This window comes from Pseudonocardia lacus (assembly GCF_018531445.1).
GTDB lineage: Bacteria > Actinomycetota > Actinomycetes > Mycobacteriales > Pseudonocardiaceae > Pseudonocardia > Pseudonocardia lacus.
The window spans coordinates 17,350-34,277 of sequence record NZ_JAHDTH010000071.1 but is presented as its reverse complement, the minus strand read 5'-3'; the positions used below and the strand labels follow the sequence as shown (position 1 = coordinate 34,277).

Annotated in this window: 19 protein-coding genes; 18 read left to right on the top strand and 1 reads right to left on the bottom strand. The window is 71.9% G+C overall.

The genetic code is table 11. From position 1 onward, the window contains the following. The 5 genes from rho to KIK08_RS16900 form a co-directional block, all read left to right on the top strand. Positions 1-1,698, top strand: a 1,698-nt coding sequence (gene rho, locus KIK08_RS16920; RefSeq protein ID WP_214404123.1) for a transcription termination factor Rho, incomplete at its 5' end; no start/stop codon positions are given. Positions 1,699-1,823: 125 nt separating this feature from the next. Beyond that, complete coding sequence (gene rpmE / locus KIK08_RS16915) at positions 1,824-2,048, top strand: 50S ribosomal protein L31 (protein WP_214404122.1); 225 nt, start codon at positions 1,824-1,826, stop codon at positions 2,046-2,048. Between the two features lie 75 nt (positions 2,049-2,123). Continuing rightward, positions 2,124-3,215, top strand: coding sequence for a peptide chain release factor 1 (prfA, locus tag KIK08_RS16910; protein WP_214404121.1), 1,092 nt, complete (start codon positions 2,124-2,126; stop codon positions 3,213-3,215). Positions 3,216-3,306: 91 nt separating this feature from the next. Continuing rightward, positions 3,307-4,185 (top strand): peptide chain release factor N(5)-glutamine methyltransferase, encoded by an 879-nt coding sequence (prmC, locus tag KIK08_RS16905; RefSeq protein ID WP_214404120.1) that lies wholly within the window; start codon positions 3,307-3,309, stop codon positions 4,183-4,185. 127 nt (positions 4,186-4,312) lie between these two features. Next, positions 4,313-4,963 (top strand): L-threonylcarbamoyladenylate synthase, encoded by a 651-nt coding sequence (locus KIK08_RS16900; protein WP_214404119.1) that lies wholly within the window; start codon positions 4,313-4,315, stop codon positions 4,961-4,963. A 144-nt stretch (positions 4,964-5,107) separates the two neighbouring features. Here KIK08_RS16900 and KIK08_RS16895 read toward each other — a convergent pair whose 3' ends face one another. After that, complete coding sequence (locus KIK08_RS16895) at positions 5,108-5,785, bottom strand: TetR/AcrR family transcriptional regulator (RefSeq protein ID WP_214404118.1); 678 nt, start codon at positions 5,783-5,785, stop codon at positions 5,108-5,110. 101 nt (positions 5,786-5,886) lie between these two features. Between KIK08_RS16895 and glyA the strand changes: the two genes are divergently transcribed. The 13 genes from glyA (at position 5,887) to KIK08_RS16830 (ending at position 16,922) form a co-directional block, all read left to right on the top strand. Then, on the top strand, positions 5,887-7,167 hold the full coding sequence (glyA, locus tag KIK08_RS16890) for a serine hydroxymethyltransferase (RefSeq protein ID WP_214404117.1): 1,281 nt from the start codon (positions 5,887-5,889) through the stop codon (positions 7,165-7,167). Between the two features lie 13 nt (positions 7,168-7,180). Then, positions 7,181-8,416, top strand: a complete 1,236-nt coding sequence (locus KIK08_RS16885; protein WP_214404116.1) for a glycosyltransferase family 4 protein — start codon at positions 7,181-7,183, stop codon at positions 8,414-8,416. 52 nt (positions 8,417-8,468) lie between these two features. Next, positions 8,469-8,900 carry a Cg1360 family ATP-synthase-associated protein gene (locus KIK08_RS16880; protein ID WP_214404115.1) on the top strand — a complete coding sequence of 144 codons (432 nt, stop codon included), beginning with the start codon at positions 8,469-8,471 and terminating at the stop codon, positions 8,898-8,900. Positions 8,901-9,090: 190 nt separating this feature from the next. After that, positions 9,091-9,306 (top strand): AtpZ/AtpI family protein, encoded by a 216-nt coding sequence (locus tag KIK08_RS16875; protein WP_214404114.1) that lies wholly within the window; start codon positions 9,091-9,093, stop codon positions 9,304-9,306. A 61-nt stretch (positions 9,307-9,367) separates the two neighbouring features. Next, positions 9,368-10,147 carry a F0F1 ATP synthase subunit A gene (atpB, locus tag KIK08_RS16870; protein WP_214404113.1) on the top strand — a complete coding sequence of 260 codons (780 nt, stop codon included), beginning with the start codon at positions 9,368-9,370 and terminating at the stop codon, positions 10,145-10,147. A 67-nt stretch (positions 10,148-10,214) separates the two neighbouring features. Then, complete coding sequence (gene atpE, locus KIK08_RS16865) at positions 10,215-10,427, top strand: ATP synthase F0 subunit C (protein ID WP_214404112.1); 213 nt, start codon at positions 10,215-10,217, stop codon at positions 10,425-10,427. Between the two features lie 40 nt (positions 10,428-10,467). Further along, on the top strand, positions 10,468-11,034 hold the full coding sequence (locus KIK08_RS16860) for a F0F1 ATP synthase subunit B (RefSeq protein WP_214404111.1): 567 nt from the start codon (positions 10,468-10,470) through the stop codon (positions 11,032-11,034). Further along, positions 11,034-11,912 carry a F0F1 ATP synthase subunit delta gene (locus tag KIK08_RS16855; RefSeq protein ID WP_214404110.1) on the top strand — a complete coding sequence of 293 codons (879 nt, stop codon included), beginning with the start codon at positions 11,034-11,036 and terminating at the stop codon, positions 11,910-11,912. The genes KIK08_RS16860 and KIK08_RS16855 overlap by 1 nt, the downstream gene beginning before the upstream one ends. Before the next feature lie 46 nt (positions 11,913-11,958). Then, on the top strand, positions 11,959-13,614 hold the full coding sequence (gene atpA, locus KIK08_RS16850) for a F0F1 ATP synthase subunit alpha (protein WP_214404109.1): 1,656 nt from the start codon (positions 11,959-11,961) through the stop codon (positions 13,612-13,614). A 10-nt stretch (positions 13,615-13,624) separates the two neighbouring features. Continuing rightward, positions 13,625-14,611 carry a F0F1 ATP synthase subunit gamma gene (locus KIK08_RS16845; RefSeq protein ID WP_214404108.1) on the top strand — a complete coding sequence of 329 codons (987 nt, stop codon included), beginning with the start codon at positions 13,625-13,627 and terminating at the stop codon, positions 14,609-14,611. Next, positions 14,608-16,047, top strand: a complete 1,440-nt coding sequence (gene atpD / locus KIK08_RS16840) for a F0F1 ATP synthase subunit beta (protein WP_214404107.1) — start codon at positions 14,608-14,610, stop codon at positions 16,045-16,047. The genes KIK08_RS16845 and atpD overlap by 4 nt, the downstream gene beginning before the upstream one ends. An 11-nt stretch (positions 16,048-16,058) precedes the next feature. Continuing rightward, positions 16,059-16,433, top strand: a complete 375-nt coding sequence (locus tag KIK08_RS16835; RefSeq protein ID WP_214404106.1) for a F0F1 ATP synthase subunit epsilon — start codon at positions 16,059-16,061, stop codon at positions 16,431-16,433. 12 nt (positions 16,434-16,445) lie between these two features. After that, positions 16,446-16,922: a DUF2550 domain-containing protein gene (locus KIK08_RS16830; RefSeq protein ID WP_214404105.1), complete on the top strand. Its 477-nt coding sequence runs from the start codon at positions 16,446-16,448 to the stop codon at positions 16,920-16,922. Positions 16,923-16,928: the final 6 nt, after the last annotated feature.

The following is a 16,928-nucleotide window of genomic DNA, read 5'->3' as shown; positions in this document are numbered from 1 at the left end:
GAGCAGGCCGAGCAGGCCGCCGCGCCCTCAGCGGCGCCCGCGGAGGCGCCCGCCACCGAGGACGCCGGCGAGGAGCGCCCGCAGCGCGGCCGCGACCGCAACGGTCGCGCCGCCAACCGCGGCGAGGACGCTCGCACCGACACCCGCGCCGACAACCGGGGCAGCGACCGCGGCGGTGACAACCGGGGCAGTGACAACCGCGGCAGCGACCGCGGCGGCGACAACCGCGGCAGTGACAACCGGGGTAGCGACAACCGCGGCGGCGACAACCGCGGCGGTGGGAACCGCAACGACCAGCGCGGCGACAACCGCGGTGGTGACAACCGCGGTGCTGACAACCGGGGCGACAACCGGGGTGACAGCCGGAGCGACACCCGCGGCGACAACCGGAGCGACAGCCGGGGCCCGCGCGACAACCGCCCCGCGGACGGCGACGACGACGACTTCGAGGGCCGCGGCCGGCGCGGGCGCCGCTTCCGCGACCGCCGCCGTGGCCGCGACCGCGAGGGCAGCGGGGGCCGCACCGGCCAGGGCAACATCGACACCGAGGTGCGCGACGGCGACGTCCTGCTGCCCGTCGCGGGCATCGTCGAGAAGCTCGACAACTACGCCTTCGTCCGCACCACGGGCTACCTGTCCAGCCAGACCGACTGCTACATCTCGCAGTCGGTGGTCAACCGCTACGGCCTGCGCCGCGGCGACGCCATCACCGGCGACGCCCGCGAGCAGCGCGAGGGCGAGCAGACCCGGCAGAAGTTCGACCCGCTCGTGCGGGTCGACACCATCAACGGCCAGGACCCGGAGACCGCGCGCAACCGGCCCGAGTTCACCAAGCTCACCCCGCTCTACCCGAACGAGCGGCTGCGCCTGGAGACCGAGCCGCACAAGCTCACCACCCGCGTCATCGACCTGGTGATGCCGGTCGGTAAGGGCCAGCGGGCGCTGATCGTGTCGCCGCCGAAGGCCGGCAAGACCACGATCATGCAGAACATCGCCAACGCGATCACCACCAACAACCCCGAATGCCACCTCATGGTCGTCCTCGTCGACGAGCGGCCCGAGGAGGTCACCGACATGCAGCGGTCGGTGAAGGGCGAGGTCATCGCGTCGACGTTCGACCGCCCGCCGACCGACCACACCACCATCGCCGAGCTCGCCATCGAGCGGGCGAAGCGGCTGGTCGAGCTCGGTCACGACGTGGTCGTCCTGCTGGACAACATCACCCGCCTCGGCCGGGCCTACAACCTGGCCGCGCCGGCGTCGGGCCGGATCCTGTCCGGTGGTGTCGACTCGACCGCCCTCTACCCGCCGAAGCGGTTCCTCGGCGCGGCCCGCAACATCGAGGGCGGCGGCTCGCTCACCATCTTCGCCACCGCACTGGTGGAGACCGGGTCCACGATGGACACGGTGATCTTCGAGGAGTTCAAGGGCACCGGCAACGCCGAGCTCAAGCTCGACCGCAAGATCGCCGACAAGCGCGTCTTCCCGGCCATCGACGTGGGCGACTCCAGCACCCGCAAGGACGAGCTGCTGATGTCGCCCGACGAGTACGCGGTGATGGTCAAGCTGCGCCGCGTGCTGGCCGCCCTGGACGACCAGCAGGCCATCGACCTGCTGCTCACCCAGCTCCGCAAGACCCGCACCAACATCGAGTTCCTGATGCAGGTCGCCAAGAGCACCCCCGGCAACGACGACTAGGCACTGCGTTCCATCAGCCCCGCCCGGAATGTTCGGGCGGGGCTGGTGGTTGAATGGGCTGTCACGCTCCGGTTCCGGTTCACCCCGATCCAGGGGACCCGGCGCCACTTCGAGAGGAAACCCCCGTGCGTTCTGGCATCCACCCCGAGTACGTCGAGACGCAGGTCACCTGCGGCTGCGGCAACCAGTTCACCACCCGCAGCACCAAGAAGAGCGGTGCGATCACCGTCGAGGTCTGCTCGGCCTGCCACCCCTTCTACACCGGCAAGCAGAAGATCCTCGACTCCGGTGGCCGCGTGGCCCGCTTCGAGGCCCGCTACGGCAAGCGCGCCGGCGCCAAGAAGTCCTAGCGCTCCCGACGGCGCCCACCGGATCCCGGTGGGCGCCGTCCGCGTGTCCGGACCACGAGAGGATCAGGTAGCCACGTGAGCGAGCTTGCGAGCTCACCATCCAACACAGCCGCACCCGCGCTGGACGCCGTGCTGGCCGAGCACGCCGACCTGGAGCTACGGCTCGCCGACCCGTCCGTGCACGCCGACGCCGGGCAGGCCCGCAAGCTGGGCAGGCGCTACGCCGAGCTCGACCCGATCGTCGCCGTGGCCCGCGAGCTGGCCGCCGTCCGCGACGACCACGCCGCCGCCCGCGAGCTGGCCGGCGAGGACCCGACGTTCGCCGCCGAGGCCGACGAGCTGGCCGCGCGCATCCCCGAGCTGGAGACCAAGCTCGCCCGGCTGCTCGTCCCGCGCGACCCGCACGACGCCGACGACCTCGTCATGGAGGTCAAGTCCGGCGAGGGCGGCGAGGAGTCCGCGCTGTTCGCCGGCGACCTCGTGCGTATGTACGTGCGCTACGCCGAGCGCCGCGGCTGGACCACCGAGGTCCTCGACGCGAACGAGTCCGACCTGGGCGGCGTGAAGGACATGACGCTGGTCATCCGCTCGCGCACCCCGTCGGCGGACGGCGTCTGGTCGGCGCTGAAGTTCGAGGGCGGCGTGCACCGCGTGCAGCGGGTGCCGGTCACCGAGTCGCAGGGCCGCGTGCACACCTCCGCGGCCGGCGTGCTCGTCTACCCCGACGTCGCCGCCGACGCCGAGGTCGAGATCGACGACAAGGACCTGCGCGTCGACGTGTTCCGCTCCTCCGGGCACGGCGGGCAGAGCGTGAACACCACCGACTCCGCCGTGCGCATCACCCACCTGCCCACCGGCATCGTGGTGAGCTGCCAGAACGAGCGCTCCCAGCTGCAGAACAAGGCCAGGGCCATGGACGTCCTGCGGTCGCGGCTGCAGGCGCTGGCCGAGGCCCAGGCGGCGGAGGCGGCGTCCGCGGACCGCAAGTCGCAGGTGCGCACCGTCGACCGCTCCGAGCGCATCCGCACCTACAACTTCCCGGAGAACCGGATCTCCGACCACCGCGTCGGCTACAAGGCCTACAACCTCTCCGCCGTCCTCGACGGCGACCTCGACGGCGTCGTCGACGCCCTCATCGCGGCCGAGCGGGCTGAAGCGGTCGGCTGATGTGCGCGCCACGCCGCGTCAGGAGAGCCACCACCAGGACGCCGGACGTCAGCATGGTGGCTTTCCGGACGTCCGGGCGGAGGTGGGTGCGGTGAAGAGGCGACCGCTGCGACTGGCGCTCATGGAGGCCGAGCGGGTGCTCGCCGAGGCCGGGGTGGCCTCCCCGCGGGTCGACGCCGAGGTGCTGGCCGCGTCGGTGCTGGGCGTCGAGCGCGGCAAGCTGCTGATGCACCCGATGGTCGAGCCCGACGTGCTCGACGAGCTGGACACCCTGGTCAAGCGCCGGGCCACCCGCGAACCGCTCCAGCACCTGCTCGGCGCGGCGACCCTCGGGCCGGTGACGGTGGCCGTCGGGCGGGGCGTGTTCACCCCCCGCCCCGAGACCGAGCTCATGGTCGAGTGGGGCCTCGCGCAGATCGCCGGCCGCTCCCGGCCGCTCGTCGTCGACCTGTGCACCGGCACCGCCGCCATCGCGCTCGCCGTCGCCGCCCGCCGCCCCGACGCGGTCGTGCACGCCGTCGAAGCCGACGCCGCCGCCCTGACCTGGGCCCGCCGCAACGTCGCCGAGCACGTGGACGCCGGCGGCAGCCCCGTCACCCTGCACCACGCCGACGTGCGCCGGAACGACCTGCTGCTCGAGCTCGAATCGCACGTCGACCTGGTGCTCTGCAACCCGCCGTACGTGCCCGACGGCGCGGTGCTGCCCCCCGAGGTCACCGACTGGGACCCGCGCGCCGCCGTCTTCGCCGGCCCCGACGGCCTCGACGTCATCCGCCCGGTCATCGCCGCCTCCGCCGGGCTGCTGCGCTACGGCGGGGCGATGGCGATCGAGCACGACGACACCCACGGCGAGGTCGTGCCCGCGCTGCTGCGCAGGCGCAAGGTGCTCACCGACGTCGAGGAGCACCACGACCTCGCCGGGCGCCCCCGCTTCGCCACCGCCCGCCGCCGCACCCCCGCCACCTCCTGACCCCCGCCCCCGAGTTCAGGAAAGCCACGTTCAGGAACTGTGCGGGCAGCATCGTGGCTTTCCTGAACTCCGGGAGCGGGGGAGGGGCGAGCGATCGGGGGAGTGGGGGCGCTCGTAGGCTCGGTGGGTGGCCAGCGCGACCTACGACTGCTCCGACCCGGACGACCGCACCGCCGGGCTCGCCGCCGCCGCCCGCGCCGTGCGCGCCGGCCGGCTCGTGGTGCTGCCCACCGACACCGTCTACGGCATCGGCTGCGACGCGTTCTCCGCGACCGCCGTCGCGGCGCTGCTGAAGGCCAAGAACCGCGGCCCCGACATGCCGGTCCCCGTCCTGGTCGGCTCCTGGACGACCATCGACGGCCTGGTCCTCGGCGTCCCCCGGACCGCCCGCGACCTCATCGAGGCCTTCTGGCCGGGCGGGTTGTCGATCGTGCTCCCGCACGCGCCGTCGCTGGCCTGGGACCTGGGCCGGACCAGGGGCACGGTGATGCTGCGGATGCCGCTGCACCCGGTGGCGCTGGAGTTGCTGCGCGACGTGGGGCCGATGGCGGTGTCCAGCGCGAACGTCTCCGGTCAGTCGCCCGCGGCGTCGGCCACCGACGCCGAGGCGCAGTTGGGGGCGAGCGTGTCGGTGTACCTGGACGGGGGACCGTCGGGGGAGCCGGTGGCATCGACCGTGGTCGACCTGACGGGCGACGCGCCGCGCGTGCTGCGGGAGGGTGCGGTCTCGACGGCGGACGTGGCTGAGGTGTTGGGGCGCGAGGTCGTCGTCGCCTGAGGCCTCGGGACTGCCGGCGCACCCGGCTGGCCGTCTTCGCAGAGTCGTCGTGGTCTTCGCAGGGTCTACGGCACCTGCGAGGACGACACCGCCCCTGCGAAGACTCCCTCTGACCGGGACCGCGGCGCGGGCAGGGGCCGAGGGCTAGGCCGGCAGTCCGACCAGGTCGGCCAGCCGGTCCACCGCCCCCTCGAAGAACGCGGCGTGCTCCAGCACGGCGTTGTTCGTCTGCCCGAACAGCTCGAAGCTGATCGCGCCGTAGATGCCGCTCCAGGCCTGGAGGGCGCGCGCCGTCACCCCGGGGGGCAGGCCGAGCTGGTCGCCGAGGCCGGGGACGAGGGTCGCGTCGGAGTCATCGGCGATCGCGGTCACCTCGCCGCGGTTCACCCCGTCGGCGACGACGCGGCACAGCAGCAGCCCCACCCGCGTCCCGGGGGCGATGGTGGTCTCGGGGGCGGCGTAGCCGGGGACGGGCGAGCCGTAGAGCAGGGCGTACTCGTGGGGGTGGGCCACGGCCCACTCGCGGGCGGCGCGGCAGGCGGCGTGCCAGCGGCCGCGGAGGTCGTCGCGGGGGACGGCGGACTCGGCGCGTTCGGCGGTGTCGCCGAGCGCGTCGTAGGCGTCGACGATGAGGGCGGTGAGGAGGTCGTCGCGGCTGGGGAAGTAGCGGTAGACCGCCGACGACGCCATGCCCAGCTCGCGGGCGACGGCGCGCAGTGAGAGCGCGGCGGCGCCGGAGGTGGCCAGGTGGCGGCGGGCGACGTCGGCGATCTCGCGGGTCAGTTCGGCGCGCACCCTTGCGCGGGTTCCAGCGGCGGTCATCCGGCCAGTCTGGCAGAGGCGCAGATCAGTGGCAACAATCGAGAGCGGCGATCTCTGGGTTGTGACGTGCCGGAGAGGTGGTGCGAGTACGGTTGACGACCGTGACGACACCGTTCTGGGGCCCGGACTTCGCCGCGCTGCAGCACCAGGATCCGGAGATCGCCGGAGTGGTGCTCGACGAGCTCGACCGCCTCCGCGGAGGCCTGCAGCTGATCGCCAGTGAGAACCTGACCAGCCCGGCGGTGCTCGCCGCGCTGGGCTCGACCCTGTCGAACAAGTACGCCGAGGGCTACCCCGGTCGTCGCTACTACGGCGGCTGCCAGGTCGTCGACCAGGCCGAGGAGATCGGCAACGCCCGGGCCAAGCAGCTCTTCGGCGCCGACCACGTCAACCTGCAGCCGCACTCGGGCGCGCAGGCGAACTTCGCGGTCTACGCGGCGTTCACCCAGCCCGGCGACACGGTGCTGGCGATGGACCTCAAGCAGGGCGGCCACCTGACCCACGGCAGCAAGGTCAGCTTCTCCGGCAAGTGGTTCAACGCGGTGTCCTACACCGTCCGCCAGGACACCGAGCTCATCGACTACGACCAGGTCCGCGACCTGGCCCGCGAGCACCGACCCAAGATGATCATCGCCGGGGCCACCGCGTACCCGCGGCTCATCGACTTCGCCGCGTTCCGGGAGATCGCCGACGAGGTCGGCGCCAAGCTGATGGTCGACGCGGCCCACTTCATCGGGCTGGTGGCCGGCAAGGCGATCCCGTCGCCGGTGCCCTTCGCCGACGTCGTCACCGCGACCACGCACAAGGTCCTGCGCGGCCCGCGCGGCGGCATGATCCTGGCCCGCGAGGAGCACGCCAAGGCCATCGACAAGGCCGTGTTCCCGTTCTCGCAGGGCGGCCCGCTGATGCACGCCGTCGCGGCCAAGGCCGTGGCCATGCGCGAGGCCGCGCAGCCCGAGTACCAGGCCTACGCCAACCAGGTCATCGCCAACGCCCAGGCGCTGACCAAGAGCCTGGAGGCGGAGGGCATGCGGGCCGTCTCCGGGGGCACCGACACCCACCTGGCGCTGGTCGACCTGCGCCCGATCGGGGTCACCGGCGACCAGGCGGAGAGCCGCTGCGACGCCGCGCGCATCACCCTGAACAAGAACTCGATCCCCTACGACCCGGCCCCGCCGCTGCGCCCGTCCGGGCTGCGGGTGGGTTCGCCGAGCAGCACCACCCAGGGGATGGCCGAGGGCGAGATGGCCGAGGTCGGCTCGCTGCTGGCCAGGGCGGTCAAGGCCGAGCAGGGCACCCCCGCGGGCGACGCCGAGCTGGCCGCCGTGGCCGAGTCGGTCTCCGCGCTGGTGGCGCGCTTCCCGGCCTACCCCCAGGGCTGACGGCCGGCAGGCGGTGACCCCACCCCAGTTCGCCACCCAGCTGATCCTCCCGTTCCGGGAGTACCTGCTGGCCGGCTTCACCGCCGCGGTGATCACCTTCCTGCTGGTCGGTCCGGTGCGGGTGCTCGCGCTGCGGCTGGGTGCGGTGGCCTGGCCGCGCGGGCGCGACGTGCACGTCACCCCGACCCCGCGCTGGGGCGGGGTGGCGATGCTCGGCGGGGTGCTGGCCGGCGTCGGGATGGCCTACCAGCTGCCCGCGCTGCGGCTGGCCTTCGACTCGTTCGAGGTCGTCGCCGTCATGGCGGCGGCCGCGCTGCTGGTCCTGGTCGGCGCGCTGGACGACAAGTACGACCTGGACGCGCTGACCAAGCTCGCCGGCCAGGCCACCGCGGCCGGCGTGCTGGTCATCTTCGGCATCCAGCTCTACGTGTTCTACATCCCGTGGGGCGGCGGCGGACCGGGCCCGGTCTCCGGGTCGATCCTGGTCCTGGGCACCAACCAGAGCGCCCTGCTGACGGTGCTGCTCACCGTGGCCCTGGTCAACGCCATGAACTTCGTCGACGGCCTGGACGGGCTGGCCGCCGGGATCGGGATGATCGCCGCGACGGCCATCGGCGTGTTCGCCATCGGCCTGGTGCACCGCGTCGGCAACGACCCGACGGCCTACTCGCCCGCGCTGATCGCGGTGGTGCTGGCCGGCTCCTGCCTGGGCTTCCTGCCGCACAACTTCAACCCGGCGCGCATCTTCATGGGCGACTCCGGGTCGATGCTGATCGGGCTGCTGCTGGCCGCCGCCACCACCAGCGCGTCCGGCCGGATGGCGAACACCGGTCTGGACGGCACCGACTTCATCGGTCTGTTCGCCCCGCTGCTCGTGCTGGCCGCGGTGGGCTTCGTGCCGCTGCTGGACCTGCTGCTCGCGGTGGTGCGGCGCACCCGCAAGGGGCGCAGCCCGTTCAGCCCGGACAAGATGCACCTGCACCACCGGATGCTGGAGATCGGCCACAGCCACCGCCGCGCGGTGCTGCTGATCTACCTGTGGGCCGGGGTGCTGGCCTTCGGCGCGGTCGCGCTGGCCCTCATCGACGACGTGTCGCTGGTCCTGTGGACCACCGGCGCGGGCCTGCTGGTGGCGGTCATCGCTACGGTGGTGCCGAGGGAGCGCCGCCGCACCGCGGCGAAGCGCCTCGCGGGCCGGCCGGTGCCGGCGCCGCCCGCCCCCGGGAACCGACCTGGGACCCTGGGGTAGGAGCACGCGGGCGGCCGGTGAGCGGCCGCGACGAGACAGCGAGGGACCCACGATGACCGAACCGACCCAGGACGCGCCGCACGTCGCGTCCGTGCTGCGGCTCGCGGCCACCATGCAGCGGGTGTCGCTGCTCATCGCCGGACCCACCGCCGTGGTCGCGGTCGTCCTCGGCTTCGTGCTGCGCGGGGTGCCCGGCGGCGTCGGCGCGATCGTGGGCGGCGTCGTCGCGCTGGGGCTGGGCCTGCTGGGCACCGTCGTGATGTCGCGCACCGCCCGCGCCACCCCGGCCGGGGTGATGGTCGGCGCGCTGGCCGCGTTCACCGGGAAGCTCGCCTTCCTGCTGGTCTTCCTGCTGGTGATGCGGGGCACGTCGTTGTTCGACAACCAGGCGTTCGCGTTCACCATGCTCGCCGTCACGGTCGCCTACATCACCGGCGAGGTCGTCGGATTCGTCCGGGCCAAGACGCCCGTCATCGACATCTGACCGATGTGCCGGGTGTGACGTCGCCCTCTTCGCGGTTAACGCGGCCGTTATCGAACCGTCTTCTACGGCCGATAGAGCCAGGTCGGAGCGGGGGTGCCGGGTCCGCCGGGCCGTCCGGCCCGATCGGATGACGTGGGAGGTAGTCGTCCCAGGTCAAGCCCCGGCCACGTGCCTGATATGGTCCGTTCCGATGGAGTCGGACCGTCCGCCAGGGCGCGAGCCCGTACCGCCGCCCGGCGACGCATGGACAGCCCTGTCCTACCTGCTGTCGGGGTTCCTGCTGTTCGGGGGGATCGGCTGGGGTCTGGACTGGCTGTTGGGCACGGGGGCGTTCACGCTGATCGGCCTGCTGGTCGGTGGGGCCGCCTCGTTGTACTTGATCTATATCAGGTACGTTCAGTCCTGATCGTCACGATTCCGCCAGGCCCGGTGCTCATCCCGGCCGGCGGAACCGGAAGGAGCACTGGGTGACCACCCTGGCCACCGCCCCCAGCCCGGGCTTCGACGCACCCGGGGTCGAGGACTTCAACCTGCCGCCGATCTTCGGCGAGGTCACGAAGCCGGTCCTGCTGTTCGTGCTCGCCGCCGTACTGGTGTGGGCGTTCTTCACGATCACCTCGCGACGACCTCAGCTGGTGCCGAGCAAGACGCAGTTCCTCGGCGAGTCGTTCCACGGGATCGTCCGCAACTCGATCGCCCGCGACAACATCGGGCACGACTACCTCAAGTACGTCCCGTACCTGACCACGCTGTTCGCCTTCATCCTGGTGAACAACCTGTTCGGCATCATCCCGCTCATCCAGTTCCCGTCGTTCTCCCACCCGGGCATGGCCTACGCGCTCGCCGCGATGTCGTGGCTGATCTACAACGCGGTCGGCATCCGGAAGCACGGGTTCGTCGGGTACCTGCGGGTGTCGACCTGGCCGCCCGGTGTGCCGTGGTGGGTGCGGATCATCCTCACCCCGATCGAGTTCCTCTCGAACATCCTGCTGCGGCCGGTCACGCTGTCGCTGCGACTGTTCGGCAACATGTTCGCCGGCCACCTGCTGCTGCTGGTGTTCATCCTCGGCGGCGAGTACATGCTGCTGCACTCCGAGACACTCCTGGTGAACTTCCTCTCCCCGTTCGCGTTCGCCATGGGCATCGTCTTCACCTTCTTCGAGGCCTTCATCCAGGTGGTGCAGGCCTACGTGTTCACCATCCTCACGGCGTCCTACATCGGCACCGTGCTCGCCGACGACCACTAGGTCGCCCCGGCCCCCAGTACTGAGGGTCCGACGGGACGACCCGCGGACCGGACGAAAGGAAAGTGCAATGGTTGTCGGTAACCTGAACGTCATCGGTTACGGCCTCGCCGCCATCGGCCCGGGCATCGGCGTGGGCATCGTGTTCGCCGCCTTCATCAACGGCGTCGCCCGCCAGCCGGAGGCCCGCGGCCAGCTGCAGGGCATCGCGTTCATCGGCATGGCGCTGTCCGAGGCGCTGGCCATCCTCGGTCTGGTGCTGGCGTTCGCGCTGCCGGCCTGACCTTTCGCCGAGCGCCGGGTAGGCGAAGGAGACACCACCCATGAACCGCACCCTGTTGGCGGCCGAGGAGCTGAACCCTCTCGTCCCGCACCCCGTCGAGATCATCGTCGGCACCATCGCGTTCATCCTGCTGTTCCTGGTGCTGCGCCGGACCGCGTTCCCGCAGTTCGAGAAGGTCTACGCGGAGCGCACCGACAAGATCGAGGGCGGGCTCCGGCGGGCCGAGGAGGCCCAGGAGCACGCCCAGGCGCTCAAGGCCCAGTACGAGGAGCAGCTGGCCGGGCTGCGCGCGGAGGCCGCGCGCATCCGCGACGACGCCCGCGCCGAGGGCCAGCAGATCAAGGCCGAGCTGCGGGCGGAGGCCGAGGCCGAGGCCGCGCGCATCCGCCAGCGCGGCGAGGAGCAGATCGCCGCGGCCCGCGAGCAGGCCGTGCGCGAGCTGCGCGGTGAGATCGGCGGGCTGTCGGTCCAGCTGGCCGAGCGCATCGTGGGCGACTCGCTGGCCGACCCGGCGCGCCGGTCGGCCACGGTCGACTCCTTCCTCGCCGAGCTCGACCAGATGACCCCGCGCCGCGAGCAGGCCGCTCCGGCCGGCGGAGCGGGCTGATGGCGCTGGCCCTGTCCGCGGCGAGCCGGGAGGCGCTGGCCGTCGCCGGTGCCCGGCTCGACGAGGTCATCGACAGCGCTCACTCCGGCCCGGTCGCCAAGGTCGGCGAGAAGGTCGGCATCACCACCGGTCCGGGCACGCTGGCCCAGCTGGGCGACGAGCTGTTCGCGTTCGCCCGGCTGCTGGCCCAGCAGCCCGCGGTGCGCAGGCTGCTCGGCGACGCGACGGCGCCGGAGGCGTCCCGCGTGCAGCTGGCCGAGCGGCTGGTCGGCGGTCAGCTGTCGGACACCACCATGGACCTGGTCCGGGTGCTCGTCACGGCCCGCTGGTCGCGCAGCATCGATCTGCTCGACGGCACCGAGGCGCTGGCCCGCCGGGCCACGCTGGGCCCGGCCGAGAACGACGGCACCCTCGACGACGTCGAGGACGAGCTGTTCCGGTTCGGCCGCGTGCTCGACCGGGAGCCGCAGCTCAGCGCGCTGCTGTCCGACCGCAGCACCCCCGAGCAGGGCCGCGTCGGCCTGCTCGACCAGGTGCTGGCCGGTCGGACGTCGGCGGTGGCCACGGCGCTGCTGCGGCAGTCCGTGCGGCTGCCGCGCGGGCAGCACCTGGACGAGGTCGCCGAGGAGCTGGCCGAGCTGGCGGCGGAGCGCCGCGAGCGCTCGGTCGCCCGGGTGACCACCCCGGTGCCGCTGACCTCCGAGCAGGAGACCCGGCTCACCGAATCGCTGACCCGGCTCTACGGCCGACCGATGTCGCTGCACGTCGAGCTGGACGAGAGCCTGCTGGGCGGGCTCGTCGTGCGGGTCGGCGGCGAGGTCATCGACGGCAGCGTCGCGGGCAGGCTGGCCGCCGCCCGTCGCACGCTGCCGAGCTGACCGCTGCCGGACCCGTACCCCACGAACAAAGAAGGAACCGACAGCCATGACAGAGCTGACGATCTCCTCGGAGGAGATCCGGGGCGCGATCTCGAGCTACGTCGCGTCGCTGAGCACGGAAACCTCCCGCGAGGAGGTCGGCACGGTCACCGACACCGGTGACGGCATCGCCCACGTCGAGGGCCTGCCCTCGGTCATGACCAACGAGCTGCTGGAGTTCGAGGGCGGCGTGCTGGGCGTGGCGCTGAACCTCGACCAGCGCGACATCGGCGCGGTCATCCTCGGCCCGTACGCGGGTATCGAGGAGGGCCAGCAGGTCCGCCGCACCAACGACATCCTCTCGGTGCCGGTCGGCGACGGCTACCTCGGCCGGGTCGTCGACCCGCTGGGCGCCCCGATCGACGGGCTGGGCGAGATCCAGGCCGACGAGCGCCGCGTCCTGGAGCTGCAGGCCGCCACCGTGGTCCAGCGCCAGAGCGTGAGCGAGTCGCTGGAGACCGGCATCAAGGCGATCGACGCCATGACGCCGATCGGCCGCGGCCAGCGCCAGCTGATCATCGGCGACCGCAAGACCGGCAAGACCGCGGTCTGCGTCGACACGATCATCAACCAGAAGGCCAACTGGGCCACCGGCGACCCGAAGAAGCAGGTCCGCTGCATCTACGTGGCGATCGGCCAGAAGGGCTCGACGATCGCCGGCATCCGCTCCTCCCTGGAGGAGGCCGGCGCGCTGGAGTACACGACGATCGTCGCCGCCCCGGCGTCGGACCCGGCCGGCTTCAAGTGGCTGGCCCCCTACACCGGCTCGGCCATCGGCCAGCACTGGATGTACCAGGGCAACCACGTCCTGATCGTGTTCGACGACCTGTCCAAGCAGGCCGAGGCCTACCGCGCGATCTCGCTGCTGCTGCGCCGCCCGCCGGGTCGCGAGGCCTACCCGGGCGACGTCTTCTACCTGCACTCCCGGCTGCTGGAGCGCTGCGCGAAGCTGTCCGACGAGCTCGGCGGCGGCTCGATGACCGGTCTGCCGATCATCGAGACCAAGGCCAACGACGTGTCGGCCTACATCCCGACGAACGTCATCTCGATCACCGACGGCCAGGTCTTCCTGGAGTCCGACCTGTTCAACCAGGGCGTCCGGCCGGCGATCAACGTCGGCATCTCGGTCTCCCGCGTCGGTGGCGCCGCGCAGGTCCGGGCGATGCGCCAGGTGTCCGGCTCGCTGCGGCTGGACCTGTCGCAGTACCGCGAGCTGGAGTCCTTCGCCGCGTTCGGCTCCGACCTCGACGCCGCGTCGGCGGCCGCGCTGGGTCGCGGCAGCCGGCTGGTCGAGCTGCTCAAGCAGCCGCAGTACCAGCCGCAGCCGGTGCAGGAGCAGGTCGTCTCGCTGTGGCTGGGCACCTCGGGCAAGCTCGACTCGGTCCCGGTCGCCGACGTCCGCCGGTTCGAGTCGGAGTTCCTCGACCACGTGCGCCGCAACGAGGAGGGCGCGCTGACCGAGATCAGCGACACCGGCAAGCTCTCCGACGAGAACATCGAGCGGCTCACCCGGGTCGTCAAGGAGTTCAAGGACAGCTTCACCGCCTCCGACGGCTCCTCGGTGGTGCCGAAGGAGGCCCAGGCCGAGGCGCTGGACGAGGAAGACGTCGACCAGGAGACCGTCAAGGTCAACAAGCCGGCTCCCTCCAAGAGCGCGGGTTAGGCGGTAGGTCATGGCCGCACAGATCCGGGTGCTGCGGAGGCGGATCCGGTCGACGCAGTCCATCAAGAAGATCACCAGGGCGATGGAGCTCATCGCCACGTCGCGGATCGTCAAGGCGCGGGCCCGGGTCGAGGCGGCCAAGCCCTACGCCGAGCAGATGACCCAGATGCTCAGCGAGCTGGCGACCAACTCGGCGCTCGACCACCCGCTGCTCGTCGAGCGGGAGAACGCGAAGCGGGCCGCGGTGCTGGTCGTGACCAGCGACCGCGGCCAGGCCGGCGGCTACAACGCCAACGTGCTGCGCGAGGCGGAGTCCCTGCAGGCGCTGCTGCGCGAGCAGGGCAAGGAGCCGGTGCTCTACGTCATCGGGCGCAAGGGCGTGGGCTACTACCGGTTCCGCCGCCGCGAGGTGGCCGCGTCCTGGACGGGCTTCTCCGAGCAGCCCTCCTACGCCGACGCGGCCGAGGTGGCGCGCACGCTGGTGGCGGCCTTCATGGCCGGCGCGGGCGAGCGCGACACCGACGAGGCCGCCCGGGAGGCGGAGGCGCCGGTGGAGAAGGTGGAGTCGGTCGACGAGCTGCACCTGGTCTACACCCAGTTCAAGAACATGGTCACGCAGACGCCGGCGTCCCGGCGGATGGCGCCCATGGAGGTCGAGTACGCGGAGGAGTCCGGCGATGCCGACGACGCGCGTCCGGCCGCGGCGAACGACGCCAAGCCGCTCTACGAGTTCGAGCCGGACCCGGAGACGCTGTTCGACGCCCTGCTGCCGAAGTACATCGGGGCGCGGCTGTTCGCCGCCCTGCTGGAGTCGGCGGCCTCGGAGTCGGCGAACCGGCAGCGCGCGATGAAGGCCGCGACCGACAACGCCAACGAATTGATCCGTAGTCTGACACTGCAGTCCAACCAGGCGCGTCAGGCGCAGATCACCCAGGAGATCAGCGAGATCGTCGGCGGTGCCGACGCGCTCGTGAGTGCGGGGAGTGAGGACCGATGACCGCCACCGCTGACACCGAGACCCAGACCACGACCGGCCGGGTCGTCCGCGTGACCGGCCCGGTCGTCGACGTCGAGTTCCCGCGCAACAACCTGCCGGCGCTCTACACGGCGCTGCAGGTCGACATCGCGTTCGAGGCACTGGCCAAGACGCTGACCCTGGAGGTCGCCCAGCACCTGGGCGACAACATGGTCCGGGCCATCTCGATGGCCCCCACCGACGGCCTGGTCCGCGGCCAGGACGTGGTCAGCCTCGGCCGGCCGATCTCGGTCCCGGTCGGCGACCAGGTCAAGGGGCACGTGTTCAACGCGCTCGGCGAATGCCTCGACGACCCGAGCTTCCGCCCGACCGGCGACTTGTGGGGCATCCACCGCAAGGCGCCGCCGTTCGACCAGCTCGAGGGCAAGACCGAGATGCTGGAGACCGGCATCAAGGTCATCGACCTGCTGACCCCGTACGTGGTCGGCGGCAAGATCGGCCTGTTCGGGGGCGCGGGCGTGGGCAAGACGGTGCTCATCCAGGAGATGATCACCCGCGTGGCCAAGAACTTCGGTGGCACCTCGGTGTTCGCCGGGGTCGGCGAGCGCACCCGCGAGGGCAACGACCTCATCACCGAGATGACCGAGTCCGGCGTCATCAACGACACCGCGCTCGTGTTCGGGCAGATGGACGAGCCGCCGGGCACCCGCATGCGGGTCGCGCTGTCGGCGCTGACGATGGCGGAGTACTTCCGCGACGAGCAGAACCAGGACGTGCTGCTCTTCATCGACAACATCTTCCGGTTCACCCAGGCCGGCTCCGAGGTCTCCACGCTGCTGGGCCGCATGCCCTCCGCGGTGGGGTACCAGCCGACCCTGGCCGACGAGATGGGCGAGCTGCAGGAGCGGATCACCTCGACCCGCGGCCGCTCGATCACCTCGATGCAGGCGATCTACGTGCCCGCCGACGACTACACCGACCCGGCGCCGGCCACCACGTTCGCCCACCTCGACGCGACCACCGAGCTGTCCCGGCCGATCTCCCAGAAGGGGATCTACCCGGCGGTGGACCCGCTGACCTCGACCTCCCGGATCCTCGACCCGCAGTACATCGGCGACGAGCACTTCCGGGTGGCCAACGAGGTCAAGCGGATCCTGCAGAAGTACTCCGACCTGCAGGACATCATCGCCATCCTGGGCATCGACGAGCTCTCCGAGGAGGACCGCCAGCTGGTCGGGCGGGCCCGTCGCATCGAGCGCTTCCTGTCGCAGAACCTGCTGGTCGCCGAGCAGTTCACCGGTCAGCCGGGCTCGACGGTCCCGCTCAAGGAGACCATCGAGTCGTTCGACAAGATCGCCAAGGGCGACTTCGACGACGTCCCGGAGCAGGCGTTCTTCCTCTGCGGCGGTCTCGAGGACCTGGACCGCAACCGCAAGCGGCTCGCAGAGCAGGGCTGATCGTGGCGGAGATGACGGTCGACCTGGTCGCGGTCGAGCGGAAGATCTGGTCGGGCCAGGCCTCCTTCGTGCTCGCCCGCACCACCGAGGGCGAGGTCGGCATCATGCCCGGGCACGAGCCGACCCTCGCCCAGCTCGACAGCGCGGCCGTGGTGCGCGTCGACGGCACCGACGGCAGCAAGACCACGCTGGCGGTGCACGGCGGCTTCCTGCACGTCACCGCGGAGGGCGTGACCGTGCTGGCGGAGTTCGCCGAGCTGGCCGACGAGATCGACGTGTCCCGGGCCCGGGATGCGCTGCGCCGCGCCGAGGGCGAGGGCGCGGAAGGGACGGCCGCGGCCGAGCGGGCGAACGTGCGGCTGAGAGCCGCCGGCGCGGCCGAGTAGCCCGGAGCGGCAGTGCAGGCGTCGGCGGTGGTCATCACCATCGTGCTGGTGTGCGCCTGCTTGTGCCTGGGCTACCTGGCCTACCGCAGGCTGACGTTGATGCGGGGCGGCGGCGTGGACGTGTGTCTGCGCCGCCGTTCGGCGTTCGAGGGCAGGCGCGGCGCGCGCACCATGGCCAAGGACACGTCGGCCGGCTGGCACTTCGGCGTCGGGCGCTACCGCGGCGACCAGCTGGCCTGGTTCCGGCTGACCAGCTTCCGACCGGGCCCCACCGTCGTCCTCGACCGCACCGAGCTGGAGATCCTCGACCGGCGCCCGCCGACGCCCGCCGAGAGCTACGCCCTCCCGACCGTCGACGCCGTGCTGAGCTGCCGGATCGGTGCGGTCACCATCGAGCTGGCGATGGCGCCGGGGGTGCTGACCGGCTTCCTGTCCTGGCTGGAGTCGGCCCCGCCCGGCCGCTCCACGGGCTACCGCCAGGCCTCCTGACCCGTC

Bases quoted from the DNA above. Each gene is read 5' to 3' on its own strand.
- KIK08_RS16895 (WP_214404118.1), bottom strand. From the start codon at position 5,785: ATGACCGCCGCTGGAACCCGCGCAAGGGTGCGCGCCGAACTGACCCGC.
- KIK08_RS16880 (WP_214404115.1), top strand. From the start codon at position 8,469: ATGACCGAACCGACCCAGGACGCGCCGCACGTCGCGTCCGTGCTGCGG.
- KIK08_RS16875 (WP_214404114.1), top strand. From the start codon at position 9,091: ATGGAGTCGGACCGTCCGCCAGGGCGCGAGCCCGTACCGCCGCCCGGC.
- atpE (WP_214404112.1), top strand. From the start codon at position 10,215: ATGGTTGTCGGTAACCTGAACGTCATCGGTTACGGCCTCGCCGCCATC.
- KIK08_RS16860 (WP_214404111.1), top strand. From the start codon at position 10,468: ATGAACCGCACCCTGTTGGCGGCCGAGGAGCTGAACCCTCTCGTCCCG.
- KIK08_RS16855 (WP_214404110.1), top strand. From the start codon at position 11,034: ATGGCGCTGGCCCTGTCCGCGGCGAGCCGGGAGGCGCTGGCCGTCGCC.
- atpA (WP_214404109.1), top strand. From the start codon at position 11,959: ATGACAGAGCTGACGATCTCCTCGGAGGAGATCCGGGGCGCGATCTCG.
- KIK08_RS16845 (WP_214404108.1), top strand. From the start codon at position 13,625: ATGGCCGCACAGATCCGGGTGCTGCGGAGGCGGATCCGGTCGACGCAG.
- atpD (WP_214404107.1), top strand. From the start codon at position 14,608: ATGACCGCCACCGCTGACACCGAGACCCAGACCACGACCGGCCGGGTC.
- KIK08_RS16835 (WP_214404106.1), top strand. From the start codon at position 16,059: ATGACGGTCGACCTGGTCGCGGTCGAGCGGAAGATCTGGTCGGGCCAG.